Below are 18,967 nucleotides of genomic sequence, written 5' to 3' on the forward strand. Positions count from 1 at the left end.
TACTTGTCGGCCCTACTCCTACGCCCTACTTGTACGCCTTGGCGGCCTCGGCCTCGAGCTTGGCCTGCGCGCCCTTGACGTCGGTCGGCTTCATCACGAACTGGCGCAGCGCCTCCCACTCGCCCTTGCCGGGCGTCGCGCCGAATGCGGCGGGCGCCAGGTCGGACATGTCGTAGCGGGCGGCGTCGCCCGACTGCTGCAGCTGGGTGATGAGCTGCTTGGCGATCGGGTCGGAGTAGGCGTCCGGCGGGACGTTCTTGTTCGGCGTCAGGTAGCCGCCGAGCCCGGCCCAGACCTTGCCGGCCTCCGGGGAGGCGAGGAACTTCATCAGCTCCTGCGCGCCCTTGCCGTCCTTCATCGCGACCGCGACGTCGCCGCCGAGGATCGCCGGGGCGGTGTCGCCGGCCTTCGGGAACGCGAACACCTTGGCGTCCGTGCCGACCTTGGACTTGGTGGTGGAGATGTTCGCGGCGGCGAAGTCGCCGCCGTACACCATCGCGGCCTTCTGCTGGCCGAAGACCTGGGTGACCGACTCGTCGAACTTGGTCTTGGTCGCGGTGGCGACGCCGCCGTTCAGGAAGTCGGGCTTGCCCCAGACCTCGGCGAGGGTCTCCAGCGCCTTGCCGACGGTCGGGTCGGTCCACTTGATCTCGTGCTTGGCGAGCTTGTCGTAGTTCTCCGGGCCCGCCTGCGACAGGTAGACGTTCTCGAACCAGTCGGTCAGCGTCCAGGAGTCCTGCGGGCCGGCGGCGAGGGTGAACGGGGTGGTGCCCGCGTCCTGCAGCGTGCCGGCGGTCTTGACCAGGTCGGCCCAGGCCGCGGGCGGCTGCACGCCGGCCTCGTCGAACGCCTGCGGCCGGTACCACAGGATCGACTTGTAGGCGGCCTTGGCGATCACGCCGTAGGCCTTGCCGTCGGCGGAGCCGAGCTCCTTCCAGTACGGCGAGTAGTTCTTGCCGACCTCGGCGACGACGTCGTCGGCGAGCGGCTTCAGCGACCCCTTGGCGGCGTACTGCTGCATGAGGCCGGGCTGCGGCAGGATCGCCACGTCCGGCGGGTTGCCGGCCTCGATGCGGGGGCCGAGGTAGGCGTCGGTGTTCTCACCGGTGGAGGCGTAGTTGACCTTCGCCCCGGTCTTCTGCTCGAACGCCTGCAGCACCTTGCGGAAGTTGGTCTCCTCCTGGCCCGTCCACTTGGCCGCGACCTCGATCGTGGTGCCCTTCAGCGCACCCCCGCCGGCCGGGGTGGAGCCGTCGCTCCCGCCGTCGTCGTCGCCGCCGCACGCGGCGGCCGAGGACAGGAGCAGTCCCGCCGCGACGGCGGCTCCCATCAGCCTGCTGACCCTCATTCTTCATCCTCCCTGAGCGGACCGGCGGCGTCCGATCCCCAGATCGCCGCGCCGGACTCGATATCGAAGAAGTGCAGGCGGCCGGTGTCGACGCGGATCGTCACCGGGTCGCCCACCTTCACGCGGGTGCGCGGGCTGAACCGCGCGACCAGGTCCGTGCGGGGGCTCTCCAGGTGCCCCAGCACATCGGTCCCCGCGTCGCGGGCGAGTTCCTTGGTGTCCTCGGTGACGACCTGGGACGCCTCGATCGCGAAATGGACCAGCACGTCCGAGCCCATCGCCTCCACGAGGTCGGCGGTGGAGTCCAGCCCGGACCCCTCGGGCGTCTCCACGAGCTCGGAGTCCTCCATGTCCTCGGGGCGGATGCCGACGACGACGTCGCTCCCGAGGCGGGACGCCAGGGCCGGGCGCTCGGTCAGCACCTCGGCCGGCAGCGCCAGGGTCTGGCCGCCGATCTCCAGGCGCGGGTTCGCCGCGTCCCCGGACAGCGCGCCCTGGATCAGGTTCATGGCCGGTGAGCCGATGAATCCGGCGACGAACAGGTTGGCCGGCCGGTCGTAGAGCTCCTGCGGCGGCGCGACCTGCTGCAGTTCGCCCTTCTTCATCACCGCGACCCGGTCGCCGAGCGTCATCGCCTCGGTCTGGTCGTGGGTGACGTAGATCGTGGTGACGCCGAGGTCGCGCTGGATGCGGGCGATCTCGGCGCGCATCTGGACGCGGAGCTTGGCGTCGAGGTTGGACAGCGGCTCGTCCATCAGGAACGCCTGCGGCTCCCGGACGATCGCGCGGCCCATCGCGACGCGCTGCCGCTGCCCGCCCGACAGGTTGCGGGGCTTGCGGGACAGGTGGTCGGTGAGGCCGAGGATCTCCGCGGCGCGGTCGACCTTCTCCCGGATCTCGGCCTTCGGCATCTTGCGCAGCGACAGCCCGAAGCCGATGTTGTCGCGCACCGACAGGTGCGGGTACAGGGCGTAGCTCTGGAACACCATCGCGACGTCGCGGTCGCGGGCCGGGACCCGGTTGACGACCCGGCCTCCGATGGTGACCTCGCCCTCGGAGATGTCCTCCAGGCCGGCGACCATCCGCAGCGCGGTCGTCTTCCCGCAGCCGGAGGGGCCGACGAGGACGAGGAACTCGCCGTCGGCGATGTGGAGGTTCAGATCGGTCACGGCCCGCGTGCCGTCGGGATAGACCTTCCCGACGCTGGTCAGGTCGACCTCTGCCACGGCGTCTCCTCTTCTGCACGGCACGGCTCGGGGAGGGCGCGGGCTCGTCCCGGCAGGGCGGATCACCGCCGTGCGGAAGAAACCGGTTTACCCCCGCGTAACAATGCATCTAGGTGGTACATGGCGGACTACCCCGACCGCAATAGCGCAGTGCCCGCTGACACATTTGGTGCAGAGATCGTTACCCAGCCGTTTCCGCCCCTGTTATGCCCTGTCCGGAATGGCGTGAGGGTGCGGACGGAAATTCGTCCGCACCCTCACGCGCGCCGTTCCCCGCGGGCGGTCAGTCCACGGTCACCAGGCCGCGCTCGGTGACGTTCATGGGCTCGTAGCCGTCCTCGGTGCACACGACGATGTCCTCGATGCGGGCGCCGTGCGGGCCGGGGTAGATGCCCGGCTCGATGGAGAACGCCATCCCCGCCTCCAGCGGCTCGCGGTTGCCGGCGACGATGTAGGGGTCCTCGTGCGACTCCAGCCCGATGCCGTGCCCGGTGCGGTGGAAGAAGTGCTCGCCGTACCCGGCCGCGGCGATGACGCCGCGGCCGGCGGCGTCCACCGCCTCGGGCGCGGCGCCCGGCCGCACGGCCTCGCAGGACGCGCGCTGCGCCTCCTCCAGCACCGCGTAGTAGGCGCGGTACTCGGCGGGCGCCTCCCCCACGCAGTAGTTGCGGGTGGAGTCCGAGCAGTAGCCGCTCGGCATCGTCCCGCCGATGTCGACCACGACGGGCTCGCCCGGCGAGATGACGCGGTCCGACAGCTCGGCGTGCGGGTTCGCGCCGTTCGGGCCGGACCCGACGATGACGAAGTCGACGCGGGCGTGGCCCTCGGCGATGATCGCGTCGGCGATGTCGCGGCCGACCTCCCGCTCGGTGCGGCCGGCCTTGAGGAAGCCCGGCACGAGGCGGTGCACGCGGTCGATCGCCGCGCCCGCCTCGCGCAGCGCCGCGACCTCCGCGGCCGACTTGCGCATCCGCAGCTCGCGCAGCACCGACCCGGCCGCGACCTGCTCGGCGCCGGGCAGCGCGGCGCGGAACCGCAGCGCCATGGCCGCCCACATCCGGTCGGCGACGCCGACCCTGGCGATGCCGGACGGGAGCCGGGCGGCGGTGAGCGCGAACGGGTCGTCGGTCTCGTCCCAGGGCACCAGCTCGATGCCGAGCGCCCCCGCCGGGGACTCCCGCGCGGCGGGCAGCTCCAGCCGCGGGACGACCAGGAACGGCTCCCCCTCGGCGGGGACCGCCAGGCAGGTGAGCCGCTCCAGCGGCAGCGCGTCGTAGCCGGTGACGTAGCGCAGGTCCGGGCCGGGCGTCAGCAGCACCGCGCCGAGGCCCGCCCCGGCCGCCGCCTCCCGCACCCGCCCGATGCGCTCCGGCGGATACAACTCCGTTGTCACACCCGTCTCCATTCTCGAGTCCTCTCCGATGGCCGGTACCAGGATCCCAGGAGCGGCGGTGCCGCGCGGCGTCGGACCCGCGTGGCAGCATGTCTCCCCATGAGCGGGTTGATGCTGCTGGACACGCCGTCGCTGTACTTCCGCGCCTTCTACGGGGTGCCCGAGTCGGTGACGGCCCCCGACGGGACGCCGGTGAACGCCGTGCGCGGGCTCATCGACATGATCGCGCGGCTCGTCGCCGACCGCGCGCCGGACCGCCTGGTCTGCTGCATGGACGCCGACTGGCGGCCCGCGTTCCGGGTGGCGGCGCTGCCGTCCTACAAGGCGCACCGGGTGGCCGAGGACGGCGGCGACCAGACCCCGGACGCGCTGGAGGCGCAGCTCCCGGTGATCGACGCGGTGCTGGACGCGGTCGGGCTGGCGCGGGCCGGCGTCCCCGGCTACGAGGCCGACGACGTGATCGGGACGCTCGCGGTGCGCGGCGCCGCCGCCGGGCCGGTCGACATCGTCACCGGCGACCGCGACCTGTTCCAGCTCGTCGACGACCGCGGCCCGGTCGCCGTCCTCTACACCGCGCGCGGCATCCGCAACCTGCAGATCATGGGCGAGAAGGAGGTCGCGGCCAAGTACGGCATCCCGGGCCGCGGCTACGGCGACTACGCGACGCTGCGCGGCGACCCGAGCGACGGCCTGCCCGGGGTGCCCGGCGTCGGCGACAAGACGGCCGCCGCGCTCGTCACCCGGTTCGGGTCGGTCGAGGGCATCCTCGCGGCGCTGGAGGCGGGCACCGACGAGGGCTTCCCGGCGGGCGCCCGCCGGCGGATGGAGGCGGCGCGCGAGTACCTGGCCGCCGCCGAGACGGTGGTGCGGGTGGTCACCGACATCGACGCGCCGGAGCTGGCGGGGCTCGACGACCGGCTGCCCGCGCGGCCGCGCGACGCCGCGGCCCTCGTCGAGCTGGCCGACACCTGGAACCTCGGCGGCCCCGTCAACCGCCTCCTGAACGCCCTCGCGCGGTGAGCATCGCGATTTCACTGCAATTTTCGCCAAAAGTGTCATAAGACGCAGACAGGGCGTTCCCCGGCGGGCAGCATCCGAGGCGGTGACGGGTTCTCCTGGAGGTGTGCAGAGACGCGTGCAGACGACCGGTACCCGCGGCACTGGGCCTCACCGCCCCACTCCCCCCATGCGCCGCGGGTGCCGGTTCACGCGGTCCCGGACCGGAACGGACGTGCGGTGAGCGAGCGGACCACGACCCGCGGCGGCCCCGCCGCGGGTCCCGGCGAGGGGTTCTGGCACGCGCTGGACGGCCCGGAGCGCACGGCCCTGCGCGACGCGGGACGGGCGCGGACGTACCGGCCGCGGGCGCCGCTGTGCTACCAGGGCGACGACTCCGACCACATCATCGTCATCGAGTCGGGCTGGGCGAAGGTCGTCGCCTCCAGCGCGGACGGGCACTCGGTGGTGCTGGCCGTGCGGGGCCCGGGCGACCTGGTGTGCGAGAGCGCGGTGCTCGGCCGGCGGGAGCGGTCGGCGACCGTGCAGGCGCTCGACGAGCTGCGGGCGCTGCTGGTGCCGGCGGCGCGCTTCACCGCCTTCCTGGACGCGCACCCGCGGGTGTGGATGCTGGTCAGCGGCACGTTCGTGCGGCGCCTGGACGACGCGGACCGGCGGCTGCGCGCGCACGTGTCGGCGCAGGGCGCGCGGCGGCTGGCGATCCTGCTCGCGGGGCTCGCGGACATGTCGGCCCGGCACGTCCCGGCGGGCCCCGGCGGCGAGGTCCCGATCGGTCCGCCGCTGTCGCAGGAGGAGCTCGGCAGCTGGATGGACGCCTCCCGGGAGACGGTCGCGCGGGCCCTGGCCGTGCTGCGGGACGAGGGGCTGGTGCGCACCGGCCGCCGCCGGCTGACCGTGCTGGACCCGGCGGGGCTGCGGGCGTTCGCGGAGACCCCGGGCGAGCGGCCGGGCGGGGCCGGACCGCCCGACGCCTTTACATTGTAGATTCCGATCACTTCGGGGGTTTCGTCCCGTACGCTCGGTTCTGTGCCGCGCCGACCGCTGCGACTGCGTACCGCCCGGGCCGACGCCGAGGTCCGCGCGGGGCTCGACCGGATCCGCGCCGAGTACTCGGTGCCCGGCCCGTTCCCGCCCGCCGTCCTCGCCGAGGCCGCGACGCCCCCGGCGCTCGGCGACGGCCGCGCCGACCTGCGCGGCGTCCCGTTCTTCACCCTCGACCCGCCGGGCTCGATGGACCTGGACCAGGCGATGCACCTGGAGCGGCGCGGGGCCGGGCACCGGGTCCGGTACGCGATCGCGGACGTGGCCGGGTTCGTGCGGCCCGGCGGCGCGCTCGACGCCGAGGCCCGCGCCCGCGGCGTCACCCTCTACCTGCCGGACGCCAGCTCCCCGCTGCACCCGCGCCCGCTGTCGGAGGGCACCGCGAGCCTGCTGCCGGGCCGCGACCGCCCGGCCGTCGCGTGGACGATCGACGTCGACGACACCGGGCGGATCACCGGCGTGGACGTGCGGCGCGCCCTCGTCCGCAGCCGCGCCCGCCTCGACTACGCCACCGCGCGCCACGACGGCGCCGACCCGCGGATCGCGCTGCTCGGCGAGATCGGGGAGCGGCTCATCGCGGCGGAGGCGGCGCGCGGCGGGGTCAGCCTGCCGCTGCCCGAGCAGGAGGTCGTGCACGCGAACGGCGGCTGGGCGCTGAAGCTGCGCGGCGACCTCGCGACCGAGGCGTGGAACGCGCAGATCTCGCTGCTGACCGGGCGGGCGGCGGCGCGGCTGATGCTGGACGGCGGGGTCGGGCTGCTGCGCACGATGCCGCCCGCGCCCGCCGAGGCGGAGGCGCGGCTGCGGCTCGCGGCCCGCGCGCTCGGCGTCGCCTGGCCGGCGGACGCCTCCTACGGCGACATCGTCCGCGCGCTCGACCCGGCCCTGCCCCGGCACGCCGCGTTCCTGCACGACGCGGCGGGGCTGATGCGCGGGGCCGGCTACACGGCGTTCGACGGGGCGCGGCCGGAGCAGCCGGAGCACGCCGCCGTCGCCGCCCCGTACGCGCACGTGACCGCGCCGATCCGGCGGCTCGCGGACCGGTACGCCACCGAGGTGTGCCTGGCCCTGGCGGCCGGCCGCCCCGTGCCGGGGTGGGCGCGCGAGGCGCTGCCGGGGCTGCCGGAGGTGATGCAGCGCGCGCTGCGCCGCGCCGCCGACGTCGACCACGCCTGCGTGGACCTGGTCGAGGCGCTGCTGCTGCGCGACCACGTCGGGGACGTCTTCGACGCGGTGGTGGTGGACGTCAACGGCGACCGGACCGGCGGGCGCGTCCAGCTGGTGGCGCCGCCGGTGTTCGGCCGCTGCGAGGGCGCGGACCTGCCGCTCGGCGAGCAGGTCAAGGTGCGGCTGGAGGAGGCGGACCCGGCGCGGCGCCGAGTCCGCTTCTCCCGCACCGCGTGATCAGCGGCGGCGGCTGTAGCGGCGGGGCCGCCAGTTGGTGCTGGTGCCGACGCCGGCGAAGTGCAGCGAGATCAGCAGCAGGCCGAGGACAGTCAGCGTCCCGTTGTTGATGGCGTCCGAGGCCACGTCGGCCAGGTCGAACAGCAGGGCGAGGGCGAAGACGACCGCGGCGACGATCGCGAGCATGTCGGGCCTCCGGTGGGGGTCGGGGGCCCGCGGCGGGCCCCTCGGCTGCCTACCGGATCTCCGCGTCGCCGCACGGCAAACCGGGTCCCCTTTTACGGCCTGCCCGAAAATCGGCCCGGAGGAGGGTCGGGCGTGTCAGGCCGCGCTGGGACGGACGTGCTCGCCGAGTTCGGCGGTGACGGCGGCGTTGAGCCGGTAGGCGGCCTTCACCTCGCCGATGACGCGGGCCTGCTCGGCGGCGTCCCACGGCGCGCTGTCGAGCAGCACGCGGTAGCGGTCCTTGTAGTCCTTGGGCTTGCCCGGGAACCGGTAGAAGGCGGCGCCGTCGTCCCCGGCGGACAGGCCGAAGGCCCGCCGGACCTGGCGGCCGATGTACTGGCCGCCGGACAGGTCGCCGAGGTAGCGGGTGTAGTGGTGGGCCACGAAGCCTGCGGGCCAGTCGAAGCAGACCTCGCGGAGCCGGTCGCAGTACCGGGCGGTGGCGGCGTTCGGCTCGATCCGGGCGGGCCAGCGGGGCCCGTAGAAGTAGCCGAGGTCGGCCTCCAGCGCGTCGCGGCGGCGCAGCCCGGCCAGGTCGAAGCGGCCGGCGACGGGATCGGCCGCCATCCGGTCGGCGGCCTCCTCCAGCAGGTCGTAGACCGGATGCAGCTGCGCGATCAGGACCGCGTACTCCTCGCGCCCGAGGCGGCCCTCGACCAGCGCGGTCATATAGGCCGAGCCCTCGTTGTCGCCGTGGTCGTCCCACGTCGCGGCGCGCAGCCGCGCTGAGAAGGCCCCGTCCGAAGCCTCGTTCTCCGACGCCATGTCGGCTACTTTACCGACACGGCGTCGGGAACATCCAGTCCCGGCGGGCGGCCGGTCAGCCGCTGAGCGCGGCGCGGGCCTCCTCGGTCATCCGGACGACCTCGCGCCGCACCTGCGGCCGCTCGGTGAGCCGCTCGCCGAACGGGATCCGGACGTCGTGCTCCACACCGCCGTCGGTGACGGCGAACGCGATCCCGGCGGCGTCCAGGCCGGTCATCCGGGCGGCGGTCGCGCCGGGCCGGCCGCCGAGCGCCCGGCAGATGGTGAGGCAGTCGGCGGCGTGGTCGTCGTTCATGTGCCGCATGATCTGCCGCACGACGTCCTCGGTGAACGGACCCGGGTCGGTCATGGGAACAGTCCTTTCCTGCAGGTACAAGGACGAAACGGGCGAGGGCCAGGTCAGAGGGCCAGGCCCTTGTAGACCCGGAGGGCGTTGCCGCCGAGCACGAGGGAGAGCGTCTCCTCGTCCAGCCCGAGCCCGGCGACGGCGCGGGCGTTGCGGGCGACGCCCGGCACGCCGGGCCAGTCGGTGCCGAAGATGAACTTGCGGGCGAGGCGGCGCAGGTCGTGCCGTGCGTAGTACTCGGGGAGCCGGCGCGGCGGCAGCCCGGACAGCTCGATCCACACCTCCTCGCGCGACAGCGCGAGGAACGCGGCGGCGTCGTACCACCAGCCGCGCCCGCCGTGCGCGAGGACGAACCTCAGGCCGGGGAACAGCCGCAGGACGTCGTCGATGGGCGTCGGGTCGGCGTACCGGTTCACCGAGCCGGGGAACGAGCTCGTGCCGCAGTGCACGACGACGGGCACGCCCGCGTCGCGGCACACCTCGTAGGCCGGGTACAGCTCGGGGTCGGCGACGCCGAACCCGCCGTGCACGGGGTGCAGTTTCAGGGCGGCGGCGCCGAACTCCAGCTGCCGCGCGACCTCGGCGCCGATCGGGTAGTGCAGGTGCGGGTTGACGTTGGCGATCGGCTTGAAGCGGCGCGGGTTGTGCTTGAGGAGCGGCTGCAGGTCCTCGATGGGCTGGACGCCGGTCGTCCTCGGGCTGTACTCGCACAGCAGCAGCGCGATGTCGACGCCCTCGCCGTCGAAGTAGGCGTCGACCCGCTCGGGGACGAGGGCCCCGTCGGCGTCGTAGAGGTCCTGCCAGGGGTGGGACGCGCCGAACTCCTCGGCCCACTGCCGCCATGCCGGGGGCAGCGTCGGCAGCCGGGCGGTGTGCACGTGCGCGTCGATCAGCGGCCGTCCGTCGAGCATGGGGCGGAGCCTACCCACCGCCCCCGGCCGCCCGGGGAGGCGGGTTCACGCGACGTCGGCGGAGTCCTGGCCGTCCAGCCAGGCCAGGATGCCCTCGACGGTGCCGCGGCAGCCGCCGCAGCCGGTGCCGGCGCGGGTCTCACGGGCGACGCCGGCGGCGGTGCGGGCGCCGGCCTGCCAGCAGGCGCGGATCTCCCCCTTGCTGACGTTGTTGCACTGGCAGACGGTGGCGGCGTCCGGCATCCGCACCGGCGACTCGGCCTCCGCCGCCCGGCCCATGCCCGGGAAGAGGAGGCCGAGCCGCTCGGCGGGCAGCGGCGCGGCGTGGTCGTAGAGCCGGGTGAGCGTCCCGGCGGCGGAGGTCTCGCCGAGCAGGATCGCGCCGATCAGCCGCCCCTCCCGGATCACCGCCTTCTTGTAGGTGCCGCGCGCGGCGTCGGTGAACCGGACGACCTCCACGTCCTCGTCGTCGTCGCCGAAGTGCGTCTCCCCCATCGAGGCCAGCTCGATCCCGGCGGCCTTGAGCCGGGTGATCTGGCGGGCGCCGGTGAAGCGGGCGGCGGGGTCGGTGCCGGCGAGCAGCCCGGCGAGCACGCCGGCCTGCTCCCAGGCGGGCGCGACCAGCCCGTACACCTCGTCGCGGTGCTCGGAGCACTCGCCGATGGCGCGGACGGACGGGTCGGTGACCGACCGCAGCTCGTCGTCGACGATCACGGCGCGGCCGATCGCGAGGCCCGCGTCCCGGGCCAGCGACACCTCGGGGCGCACGCCGCAGGACAGGATGACGAGGTCGGCGCCGACGACCTCCGTCCCGCCCCCGGGCCGGGCCAGTTCGACGCCGGTGACGGCGCCGCCCTCGGTGCGCAGGGCGGTGACGTCGGCCTGCAGGCGCGTCCCGATGCCGAGCGCGGCGAGGGTGCGGGCCAGCACCCTCCCGGCGGCCGGGTCGAGCTGGCGCTCCATGAGGTGCCCGGCCAGGTGCAGGACGGTCACGTCCAGGCCGCGGCCCGCCAGCCCGCGCGCCGCCTCGATGCCGAGGAGGCCGCCGCCGACGACCACCGCGCGGCGCGCCGCAGCGGCCAGCTCGGTGATGCGGCGGCAGTCGTCCAGGGTGCGGAACACCAGGGCGCCCTCGGGCAGGCCGCCGCGCAGGCCCGGCATCGGCGGGATGAACGCGGTGCTGCCCGTCGCGAGGACGAGCGTCGCGTACGGCGTCACCGTCCCGTCGGAGGCGTGCACGGTCCTCCCGGCCCGGTCGACGCGGGTGACCTCGACGCCGAGGCGGGCGTCCACACCGTGGGAGGCGTACCAGGCGGCGTCGACGAGGCTGATGTGGTCGGGCCGCGTCACCCCGGCGAGGACGTTCGACAGCAGCACCCGGTTGTAGGGCCGCTGGGTCTCCGCGCCGAACACGGTGACGGGGGTCGCGGTGTCGCGGGCGCGCAGCTCGCTGACGAACCGGGACCCGGCCATGCCGTTCCCGACGACCACGACTCCGGCTCCGCGGCTCATCTCCTCACCTCCAGCGGGAGCGGCTTGATCTGGTCGCGCTCGACCGCGAACCCGATGCTCGGGTCGGGAGTGCGCGGGGCGTTGACGAAGGAGACGAACCGGCGGAGCCGCTCGGGGTCGTCGAGGGTGCCGCGCCATTCGTCGGAGTAGGACGCGACGTGCCGCTCCATGGCGGCGTCCAGGTCGGCGCAGATGCCGAGCCGGTCGTCCACGATGACCTCGCGGAGGTAGTCCAGGCCGCCGTCGAGGGACTCCAGCCAGCTCGCGGTGCGCTGCAGCCGGTCGGCGGTGCGGATGTAGAACATCAGGAACCGGTCGATGCAGCGGATCAGCTCGTCGTCGGAGAGGTCGGTGGCGAACAGGTCGGCGTGCCGGGGCCGCATGCCGCCGTTCCCGGCGAGGTAGAGGTTCCAGCCGTTCTCGGTGGCGATGACGCCGAAGTCCTTGCTCTGCGCCTCGGCGCACTCGCGGGCGCAGCCGGACACGGCCGACTTCAGCTTGTGCGGGGCGCGCAGCCCCCGGTACCGCAGCTCCAGGCGGATCGCCATGGCCGCCGAGTCCTGGACGCCGTAGCGGCACCAGGTCGACCCGACGCACGACTTCACCGTCCGCAGCGCCTTGCCGTAGGCGTGGCCGGACTCGAACCCGGCGTCGACGAGCCGCCGCCAGATCTCCGGGAGCTGCTCGACGCGGGCGCCGAACAGGTCGATCCGCTGCCCACCGGTGATCTTGGTGTAGAGGCCGAAGTCGCGGGCGACCTCGCCGATCACGATGAGCTTGTCGGGGGTGATCTCGCCGCCGGGGACGCGCGGCACCACCGAGTAGGTGCCGTTCTTCTGCAGGTTGGCGAGGAAGTGGTCGTTGGTGTCCTGCAGGGCGGCCTGCTCGCCCTCCAGGATGTGCCCGTTGCCGAGGCTGGCCAGGATGGAGGCGACGGCGGGCTTGCAGATGTCGCAGCCGCGGCCCGTCCCGTGCTCCTCCACGAGCCGGGTGAAGCTGGTGACCCGCCCGGCGCGGACGATGTCGAACAGCTCGGCGCGGCTGTAGTCGAAGTGCTCGCAGATCGCCCGGCTCACCTCGATCCCGGCGGCGGTCAGCTCGGCGTCCAGGATGCGCTTGACCAGGGGGACGCAGCTGCCGCAGCTCGTCCCGGCGCGGGTGCACTCCTTGACGCCGGGGACGTCGGTCAGGGAGTGCTCGGAGATCGCGCGGCGGATGCCCTCGGCGGTGACGTTGTTGCAGGAGCAGATGACGGCCGCGCCCGGCAGGTCGCCGCCGGCGGTCTCGGTCCCGCCGAACAGCATCTGCTCGGGCGCGCCCGGCAGGCTCCCGCCGACGAGGGCGCGCAGCGTGCCGTAGGACTCGGCGTCGCCGACGAGGACGCCGCCGAGGAGGGTCTGCGCGTCGTCGCTGACGACGAGCCTCTTGTAGACGCCGGCGACGGGATCGGTGTAGGTGACGCCGAGGGCGCCCCGCTCCGGGCCCGCGAACGGGTCGCCGAAGCTGGCGACGTCCACGCCCATCAGCTTGAGCTTCGTGGACATGTCGGCGCCCTCGAACACGGCGGTGCTCGCGTCCGACAGGAGCCGGTCGGCGACGACCTCGGCCATGGAGAAGCACGGCCCGACCAGCCCGTACACGGCGCCGCCGTCCGGGCCGCCCACGAGGGCGCACTCGCCGATCGCCCAGATGGCGGGGTCCTCGGTGCGGCAGGCCCGGTCCACCGCGACGCCGCCGCGCTCCCCCACCGGCAGGCCGCAGCCGCGGGCCAGCTCGTCGCGCGGCCGGATGCCCGCGGAGAACACCACGACCTCCGCGTCGAGCGCCGTGCCGTCGTCGAGCAGGACGCGCCGGACGGCCCCGCCGTCCCCGGCCTCCAGGGCGCGGATGGGGACGCCCGTGCGCACGCTCAGGCCGAGTCCCTCGATGTGGCGGCGCAGCATCGCGCCGCCGCCCTCGTCGAGCTGGCGCGGCATCAGCCACGGCGCGACCTCCACCACGCCGGCGCGCAGCCCGAGGCCCTGCAGGGCGCGGGCCGCCTCCAGGCCGAGCAGGCCGCCCCCGACGACCGCGCCGGTGGCCCTGCCGTCCGCGTACTCGCGGATCGCGTCCAGGTCGTCGATGGTCCGGTACACGAACACGCCGGGCAGGTCCGCGCCCTCCACCGGCGGCACGAACGGCGCCGACCCGGTGGCCAGGACGAGCGCGTCGTAGGGGACGCGGCTCCCGGCCGAGGTGGTGACGGTGCGGGCGCCGCGGTCGATGCCCGTGACGCGCTCGCCGAGGCGGACGGCGACCTCGCCGCCGTGCGCCGGGTAGGCGAGGTCGGCGCCCTCCAGGTGGGTCGTCAGCGCCACCCGGTCGTAGGCGGCGCGGGTCTCCTCCCCGATCACGGTGACGCTCCAGGCCCCGGCGGCGTCGCGCTCGCGCAGGGCCTCCACGAGGCGGTGCGCGGCCGGCCCGTGCCCGGCCACGACCAGCCGCTTCTCCGGTCTGCTGTCGGCTCCCATGAACCCCGATGCTCGGCGGTCCGTATTTCCCGGATGGATCACCCGCGTCACCCGCGCGTTAACTGGACCTCACCGCCGCCGTTTCCTTCCGGACGGCGCTGGGGGACACTCCAGTGGATGGAAGACCAGGCGTAGTCCGCGGCCCGGCCGCGGGCCGGAGGCCGCCATGCGACGGATCATCGGTGCGTCCCTCATCGGGCTCGGCGCGTTCCTGCTGGCCGCCGGCGTCCTCGTCCGCTTCTACGTGGCGCCCATGCTGATCGGCGCGCCGGCGGACGTCTACCAGGTGACCCGGCTGCGGGCCGACAACGCGGCCTACTTCGACGCCGCGGCGGCGGCGCCGCGCACGGGCGCGACGGTCGTGGCGACCAACACCGTCCGCGGCGACCCCGGCTCCGCCCACGGCGGCGTCGCGGTGTGGGACTCCACGACCGTCGTCCAGGACGTGGGGCGCGGGACGACGATCGAACTGCAGAAGCAGCGGTACGCGTTCGACCGGCGCACCGGCCGGCTGCGCGACTGCTGCGGCGCGGCGATCGACGGCGACACCGCCGTCCGCCAGTCGGGGGTGGGCCTGTTCTGGCCGGTCCAGCCCCGCAAGAAGGGGCTGGAGCTGTTCGACACCGCGACCCTGCGCACCTGGCCGGCGGTGTTCGACGGTGAGGAGCGGGTCGGCGGGACGCTCACCTACCGCTTCGTCGTGCGCATACCGGAGACCAGGGTCGCCGGGGAACTGCCCGCCGTGCCGGGCGCGCTGCTCGGCCGCGGCGAGGACGCCCCCGCCGTGCCGGTGGACCGCTACTACCGGGCCGAGGGCACGTACTGGATCGACCCGCGGACGGGCGCGCCGGTCGACCAGCGGCAGCGGGTGCTGTCGGAGCTGCGTCCCAGGCGGGGGCCGGGGCGGCTCGTGGTGGCCGACTTCACGCTGCGGATGACGCCCGAGTCGCGGCACGCCCTGCGGGCGAGGTCCGACGACGGCGCCGCGAAGATCCGGATCCTGAAGACCGTCCTGCCGCTGGTGTGCGGCGGCACCGGGCTGCTGCTGATCGCGGCGGGTGCGCTGCTCACCGTGAACGGCGGCCGGCGCGGCGGCGCCCCGGGCGGGCCGGCGCCCGGCGGCCCGTTAACCCCCGGACGGGCGGGTAGGACGGGCGAAAGGCCAGAACCGTCCGCGTGAAGGGGGTAATCGCGATGGGCGAGTCGCAGCACCGTCCCGTCCAGGGTGAGCACCGCTACGAGCAGGAGGTCACCTCGCCGGGCGAGCACGAGGAGCGGCAGGGCCGCAGCCTGGTCACCACCGACCACGAGGTGATCCGCCAGTGGGCGGACGAGCGCGGCGCCGAGCCGTCCACCGTGCCGGGCAGCGACTACGGCGGCCGGCCGGGCCGGCTGCTGTTCGACTTCCCCGGCTACGGCGGGGAGAACCTGGAGCACATCTCCTGGGACGACTGGTTCGCCACGTTCGACGAGCGCGAGCTGAACTTCCTGTACCAGGAGCACAAGAAGGACGGCTCGCAGAGCAACTTCTTCCAGCTGGAGAACCCGGGCCGCTGACCCCGCTCAGGCGCCCCGCCCGGGCGGGGCGAGCACGAGCGTCGCGTCGTGCCCGCCGAACCCGAACGAGTTCGACAGGGCGGGCGCGGCCGGCGCGATCGTCCGCGGCTCGCCGTGCACGACGTCGAGCAGCGCGGTGTCGGCGTCGGGGGCGGTGAAGTTCGCGGTGGGCGGGACGAGCCCCTCCGCCGCGCCGAGCAGCGCGACCATCGCCTGCAGCGCGCCGCCCGCGCCGAGGACGTGCCCGGTGACGCCCTTGGTCGCGGTGACCGGCGGGGTGCGGCGGCCGAAGCAGCGGCCGATCGCCAGCGCCTCGGCGCCGTCGTTGCCGCGGGTGCCGGTCGCGTGCGCGCTGATGTGCCCGATGCGGTCGGCGCCGAGCCCGGCGTCGGCGAGCGCGGCGGCCATGCAGCGCGCGGCGACCCCGCCGTCCGGACGGGGCTGGACCAGGTGCGCCGCGTCGGCGGCGCAGCCGTAGCCGGCGACCTCCCCGTACACGCGGGCGCCGCGCGCGGCGGCGTGGTCGGCGCGCTCCAGCGCCAGGAACGCGGCGGCCTCGCCGACCACGAACCCGTCGCGGTCGGCGTCGAACGGGCGGCCCGCGGTGTGCGGGGTCGGGTCGCGGCGGGCGAGCGTGCCGATGCGGGCGAACGCGGCCATCGCGAACGGGGTGAGGATCGCGTCGACGCCGCCGGCGACGGCCGCGTCGATCCGCCCGGCGCGGATGGCGAGGACGGCCTCGCCGATCGCGGTGGCGCCGCTGGCGCAGCCGGTGGAGAAGGTGAGGCAGGGGCCCTCGCAGCCGTGCCGGATCGACACGTTCGCGGCGGTCGCGTTCGGCATGATCCTCGGGACGGCGGGGACCGGCACCCGGTCCAGCGTCCCGGCGTGCTCGTGGCCGCCGAGCGCGACGGTCGAGGCGAGCCCGGCGGCGGCCGTCCCCACGTAGACGCCGCGCCGGTCGGGGGCGCCGCCGTAGCCGGGCCCGGCGTCGGCGACCGCGTCGTCGGCCGCGGCGACGCCGAGCTTGGTCATCCGGTCGAGGCGCCGCCGTTCGGGCCGGGTGAAGTAGCGGTCCTCGTCCAGCGGCTGGGCGGGGCAGCCGAACGACACCGCGGTCCCGGCCTCCAGCAGCTCGGGGACGTGCACGGCCTGCGACTTGCCGGCGAGGACGGTCGCGAAGACCTCCGCGGGCGTGCCGCCCGCCGGGCTCTTCACGCCGAACCCGGTCACCACGACCCGGGGCGTCCCGTCGGCCCGGAAGTCTCTCGCACGGTCTTCGGGGGCACGGTGCTCAGCGGTCATCCGCTCACCTCGCGGTATGGGGGGATCCCGCTGAGGAGGCGCGGGCTCCGGAAAGTTAGCGCGGCGGAGATCGTCGGAACTTGCCAGCCCGTGCACATTCTCCGGGCGGTTTTTGTCACCGCGGTGACACGCGCCACACCGCCGCCGGGCGTTTCGTCCGGGCACCGGTGGCGGTCGTGCACCATGGAGAGGTGACGCGGGTAGTGGAGAGCACGGCGGCGGTAGAGATCGAGGCGCGGGCGGACGGGCTGCCGCTGCTGGCCGATCTCGTCGCGGACGGCGACGTGGTGGTGCTGAGCGGCGCCGGACTGTCCACCGAGTCGGGCATCCCGGACTACCGCGGGGAGACGGGCCGCCGCCGGCGCGCGGACCCGATGACCTACCAGGCGTTCACCGGGAGCGAGGCGGCGCGGCGCCGGTACTGGGCGCGCAGCCACCTCGGCTGGCGGCACATCGCGGCGGCGCGCCCGAACGCGGGGCACCGCGCGGTGGCGGAGCTGCAGCGGCGCGGCCTGCTCGCCGGGATCATCACGCAGAACGTCGACGGGCTGCAGCAGGCCGCCGGCGCGGACGGCGTGATCGAGCTGCACGGCGCGCTGGACCGGGTGGTGTGCCTGGCGTGCGGGGACCGGACGCCGCGCAGGCGGCTGGACGCGCGGCTGCGCGCCGCGAACCCCGGCTTCGAGGCGCGCGCGGACGCGATCAACCCCGACGGCGACGCGGTGATCCCCGACGCGGTGATCGACGCCTTCCGGGTCGTGGGCTGCGAGCGGTGCGGCGGCGTGCTCAAGCCCGACGTGATCTTCTTCGGGGAGAACGTGCCGCCCGCCCGGGTGCGCGAGTGCTACGCGCTCACCGAGGGCGCGGGCGCGCTGCTGGTGCTCGGGTCGTCGCTGACGGTGCTGTCGGGGTACCGGTTCGTCCGGCACGCGGCGCGGCACGGCGTCCCGGTGGCGATCGTGAACCGGGGCGCGACGCGCGGCGACGAGCACGCCCTGCTGGCGCTGGACGCGCCGCTCGGCCCGACCCTCACCGCGCTGGTGGACGAGCTGGGGCGGTAGTCCGCCACCGGTAGGCCGTCACCGGTAGGCCGTCACCGTCCCCCGCCGGACAGCAGCGACGTCGCGGCGGGCGCCGGGGAGACCCGCGCGCCGGGCGGCGCGGGCGGCGGCGGCCCGGTGACCGCGGGCGGGTCGGGCAGCGTGTCGCCGGTGACGAAGCCGGTGGTCTCCAGCTGCCGCAGCTGCTCGGTGACGAGCGGCTGCGCCTGCTCGGCGAACCGCCGCACGAGCGTGTTGCGCGTGCTGGCGCGGACGGCGCCGAGCTCGGCGAGCAGCAGGCCCTGCGCCATCCGCATCCGCGCGACGGCGGTCCGGTCGTAGTCGTTGCCGGACTTGCCGGTGATCTCCGACATCCAGCTCTGCTGCTCGGGGCTGGGCCCGGCGGGCAGCGCGACGTCGAGCCGCCCGGCGCACCGCCGGTTCAGCAGGTCGAGCCGGGTGTGCCGGCGGGCGACCTCGGCGAGCGCGCGGCGCGTCGCGGGCCGGGCGGCGCCGCGCTGCGCCTGGCGGGCGACGGGGATCTCCCACAGCGCGGCCTGCCGGAGCTGGACCATCACGTCGCGGTCGGCGGGGCCGAGCGGGCCCCAGTCGGTGGTGACGGTCGACTGGGCGGCCGCCTCGTCGGCGGGCGAGGGCGCGACCGCGGCGCCGTCGGCGGCCTGCCGCCCGGCCGGCTGGCAGGCGCCCAGCAGCAGGCCCGCGGCCAGCGCGGATGCGGCCAGCGCGGGAACGGCGGCCGGTCTGGGTCGGGGCATCCGGGCACCGCCTCTCGGTCGGGGTGAAGGGCGTTACGTCCGCAGTACGGGCGTCGCGGCGGCGCGGTTCGACGCGGTTCGGCGCGGGCGGGGTCAGGTCCAGCCGAGCTGGGCGAGGGTGGTGGCCGGGGGTTCGCCGCCCGCCTCGGTGAAGGCGCGCAGGGCGGCGACGAGCGCCCGCCGCTGCCCGGCGGGCATGCGGGAGACGACGCCGGCGATCTCGGCGCGGCGGCGGGCGGTGACGTCGTCGACGATGCGCCGCCCGGCGGCGGTCACCTGGATGCGGACCTCCCGGCCGCTCTCGGGGCTGGCCCGGCGGCTGACGAGGCCGGCGGCGGCGAGCCGGTCGACCATCCGCATGGCGGTGGAGGGGTTGACCTCCAGCAGCCCGGCGAGCGTCACGAGCTTGGACGGCCCCTGCGACGACAGCACGACCAGCAGCCGGAACTGCGGCAGCGTCACGGCGCCCTCGACCGCCGCCAGCGACCGCACGGAGATCGCCACGAGCAGCCGGGACGCGGTCAGCATCGCCGAGGTGACCTCGTCGACGCCCGCGTCCCCGTGCTCGCTCATGACGACTTTCTACAGGGC

18 protein-coding genes are annotated in these 18,967 nt (G+C 75.1%); 6 read left to right on the plus strand and 12 right to left on the minus strand.

Features of this window, described 5'->3' with window-relative positions; translation table 11 throughout:
- Positions 1–25: 25 nt before the first annotated feature.
- From ABFX46_RS18380 to ABFX46_RS18390, 3 genes are all read right to left on the minus strand, one after another.
- Positions 26–1,348, minus strand: coding sequence for an ABC transporter substrate-binding protein (locus ABFX46_RS18380; protein WP_163059530.1), 1,323 nt, complete (start codon positions 1,346–1,348; stop codon positions 26–28).
- Positions 1,345–2,574, minus strand: coding sequence for an ABC transporter ATP-binding protein (locus tag ABFX46_RS18385; protein ID WP_346043594.1), 1,230 nt, complete (start codon positions 2,572–2,574; stop codon positions 1,345–1,347). Before ABFX46_RS18385 ends, ABFX46_RS18380 begins: the two co-directional genes overlap by 4 nt.
- A gap of 283 nt (positions 2,575–2,857) precedes the next feature.
- On the minus strand, positions 2,858–3,967 hold the full coding sequence (locus ABFX46_RS18390) for a M24 family metallopeptidase (protein ID WP_346043596.1): 1,110 nt from the start codon (positions 3,965–3,967) through the stop codon (positions 2,858–2,860).
- A 99-nt stretch (positions 3,968–4,066) separates the two neighbouring features.
- Between ABFX46_RS18390 and ABFX46_RS18395 the strand changes: the two genes are divergently transcribed.
- The 3 genes from ABFX46_RS18395 to ABFX46_RS18405 all read left to right on the plus strand — a co-directional run bounded on the left by ABFX46_RS18395 (position 4,067) and on the right by ABFX46_RS18405 (position 7,429).
- Positions 4,067–4,987 carry a 5'-3' exonuclease gene (locus ABFX46_RS18395; protein ID WP_346043597.1) on the plus strand — a complete coding sequence of 307 codons (921 nt, stop codon included), beginning with the start codon at positions 4,067–4,069 and terminating at the stop codon, positions 4,985–4,987.
- A gap of 216 nt (positions 4,988–5,203) precedes the next feature.
- Positions 5,204–5,968 carry a Crp/Fnr family transcriptional regulator gene (locus ABFX46_RS18400; protein ID WP_346043599.1) on the plus strand — a complete coding sequence of 255 codons (765 nt, stop codon included), beginning with the start codon at positions 5,204–5,206 and terminating at the stop codon, positions 5,966–5,968.
- Positions 5,969–6,010: 42 nt separating this feature from the next.
- On the plus strand, positions 6,011–7,429 hold the full coding sequence (locus ABFX46_RS18405) for an RNB domain-containing ribonuclease (RefSeq protein WP_346043601.1): 1,419 nt from the start codon (positions 6,011–6,013) through the stop codon (positions 7,427–7,429).
- On the opposite strand, the gene ABFX46_RS18410 is transcribed toward ABFX46_RS18405, so the two are convergent.
- From ABFX46_RS18410 to nirB, 6 genes are all read right to left on the minus strand, one after another.
- A complete protein-coding gene (locus ABFX46_RS18410) occupies positions 7,430–7,615 on the minus strand; it encodes a hypothetical protein (RefSeq protein ID WP_346043602.1) in 186 nt (61 codons plus the stop codon).
- 135 nt (positions 7,616–7,750) lie between these two features.
- Positions 7,751–8,419, minus strand: coding sequence for a biliverdin-producing heme oxygenase (locus ABFX46_RS18415; RefSeq protein ID WP_346043604.1), 669 nt, complete (start codon positions 8,417–8,419; stop codon positions 7,751–7,753).
- Positions 8,420–8,474: 55 nt separating this feature from the next.
- Positions 8,475–8,768: a DUF2470 domain-containing protein gene (locus ABFX46_RS18420; protein ID WP_346043606.1), complete on the minus strand. Its 294-nt coding sequence runs from the start codon at positions 8,766–8,768 to the stop codon at positions 8,475–8,477.
- Positions 8,769–8,818: 50 nt separating this feature from the next.
- A complete protein-coding gene (locus ABFX46_RS18425; protein ID WP_346043608.1) occupies positions 8,819–9,676 on the minus strand; it encodes an amidohydrolase family protein in 858 nt (285 codons plus the stop codon).
- Between the two features lie 45 nt (positions 9,677–9,721).
- Positions 9,722–11,188, minus strand: coding sequence for an FAD-dependent oxidoreductase (locus ABFX46_RS18430; protein WP_346043609.1), 1,467 nt, complete (start codon positions 11,186–11,188; stop codon positions 9,722–9,724).
- Complete coding sequence (nirB, locus tag ABFX46_RS18435; protein ID WP_346043611.1) at positions 11,185–13,698, minus strand: nitrite reductase large subunit NirB; 2,514 nt, start codon at positions 13,696–13,698, stop codon at positions 11,185–11,187. The genes ABFX46_RS18430 and nirB overlap by 4 nt, the downstream gene beginning before the upstream one ends.
- A 166-nt stretch (positions 13,699–13,864) precedes the next feature.
- On the opposite strand from nirB, the gene pgfA reads away from it, so the two are divergent.
- A complete protein-coding gene (gene pgfA, locus ABFX46_RS18440; protein ID WP_346043612.1) occupies positions 13,865–14,878 on the plus strand; it encodes a cell envelope lipid trafficking protein PgfA in 1,014 nt (337 codons plus the stop codon).
- A 14-nt stretch (positions 14,879–14,892) separates the two neighbouring features.
- Positions 14,893–15,255 (plus strand): hypothetical protein, encoded by a 363-nt coding sequence (locus tag ABFX46_RS18445; RefSeq protein ID WP_346043614.1) that lies wholly within the window; start codon positions 14,893–14,895, stop codon positions 15,253–15,255.
- Positions 15,256–15,261: 6 nt separating this feature from the next.
- Here the strand turns inward: ABFX46_RS18445 and ABFX46_RS18450 are convergent, their stop codons facing one another.
- Positions 15,262–16,560 carry a beta-ketoacyl-[acyl-carrier-protein] synthase family protein gene (locus ABFX46_RS18450; RefSeq protein ID WP_346043616.1) on the minus strand — a complete coding sequence of 433 codons (1,299 nt, stop codon included), beginning with the start codon at positions 16,558–16,560 and terminating at the stop codon, positions 15,262–15,264.
- Positions 16,561–16,751: 191 nt separating this feature from the next.
- On the opposite strand from ABFX46_RS18450, the gene ABFX46_RS18455 reads away from it, so the two are divergent.
- Positions 16,752–17,621, plus strand: a complete 870-nt coding sequence (locus ABFX46_RS18455; RefSeq protein WP_428831272.1) for an NAD-dependent protein deacetylase — start codon at positions 16,752–16,754, stop codon at positions 17,619–17,621.
- Between the two features lie 32 nt (positions 17,622–17,653).
- Here ABFX46_RS18455 and ABFX46_RS18460 read toward each other — a convergent pair whose 3' ends face one another.
- On the minus strand, positions 17,654–18,376 hold the full coding sequence (locus ABFX46_RS18460) for a DUF4142 domain-containing protein (protein WP_346043618.1): 723 nt from the start codon (positions 18,374–18,376) through the stop codon (positions 17,654–17,656).
- Between the two features lie 93 nt (positions 18,377–18,469).
- A complete protein-coding gene (locus tag ABFX46_RS18465; protein ID WP_346043619.1) occupies positions 18,470–18,949 on the minus strand; it encodes a MarR family winged helix-turn-helix transcriptional regulator in 480 nt (159 codons plus the stop codon).
- Positions 18,950–18,967: the final 18 nt, after the last annotated feature.

It is taken from the genome of Actinomadura chokoriensis, from assembly GCF_039529475.1.
GTDB classification, from domain to species: Bacteria; Actinomycetota; Actinomycetes; order Streptosporangiales; family Streptosporangiaceae; genus Spirillospora; species Spirillospora bangladeshensis.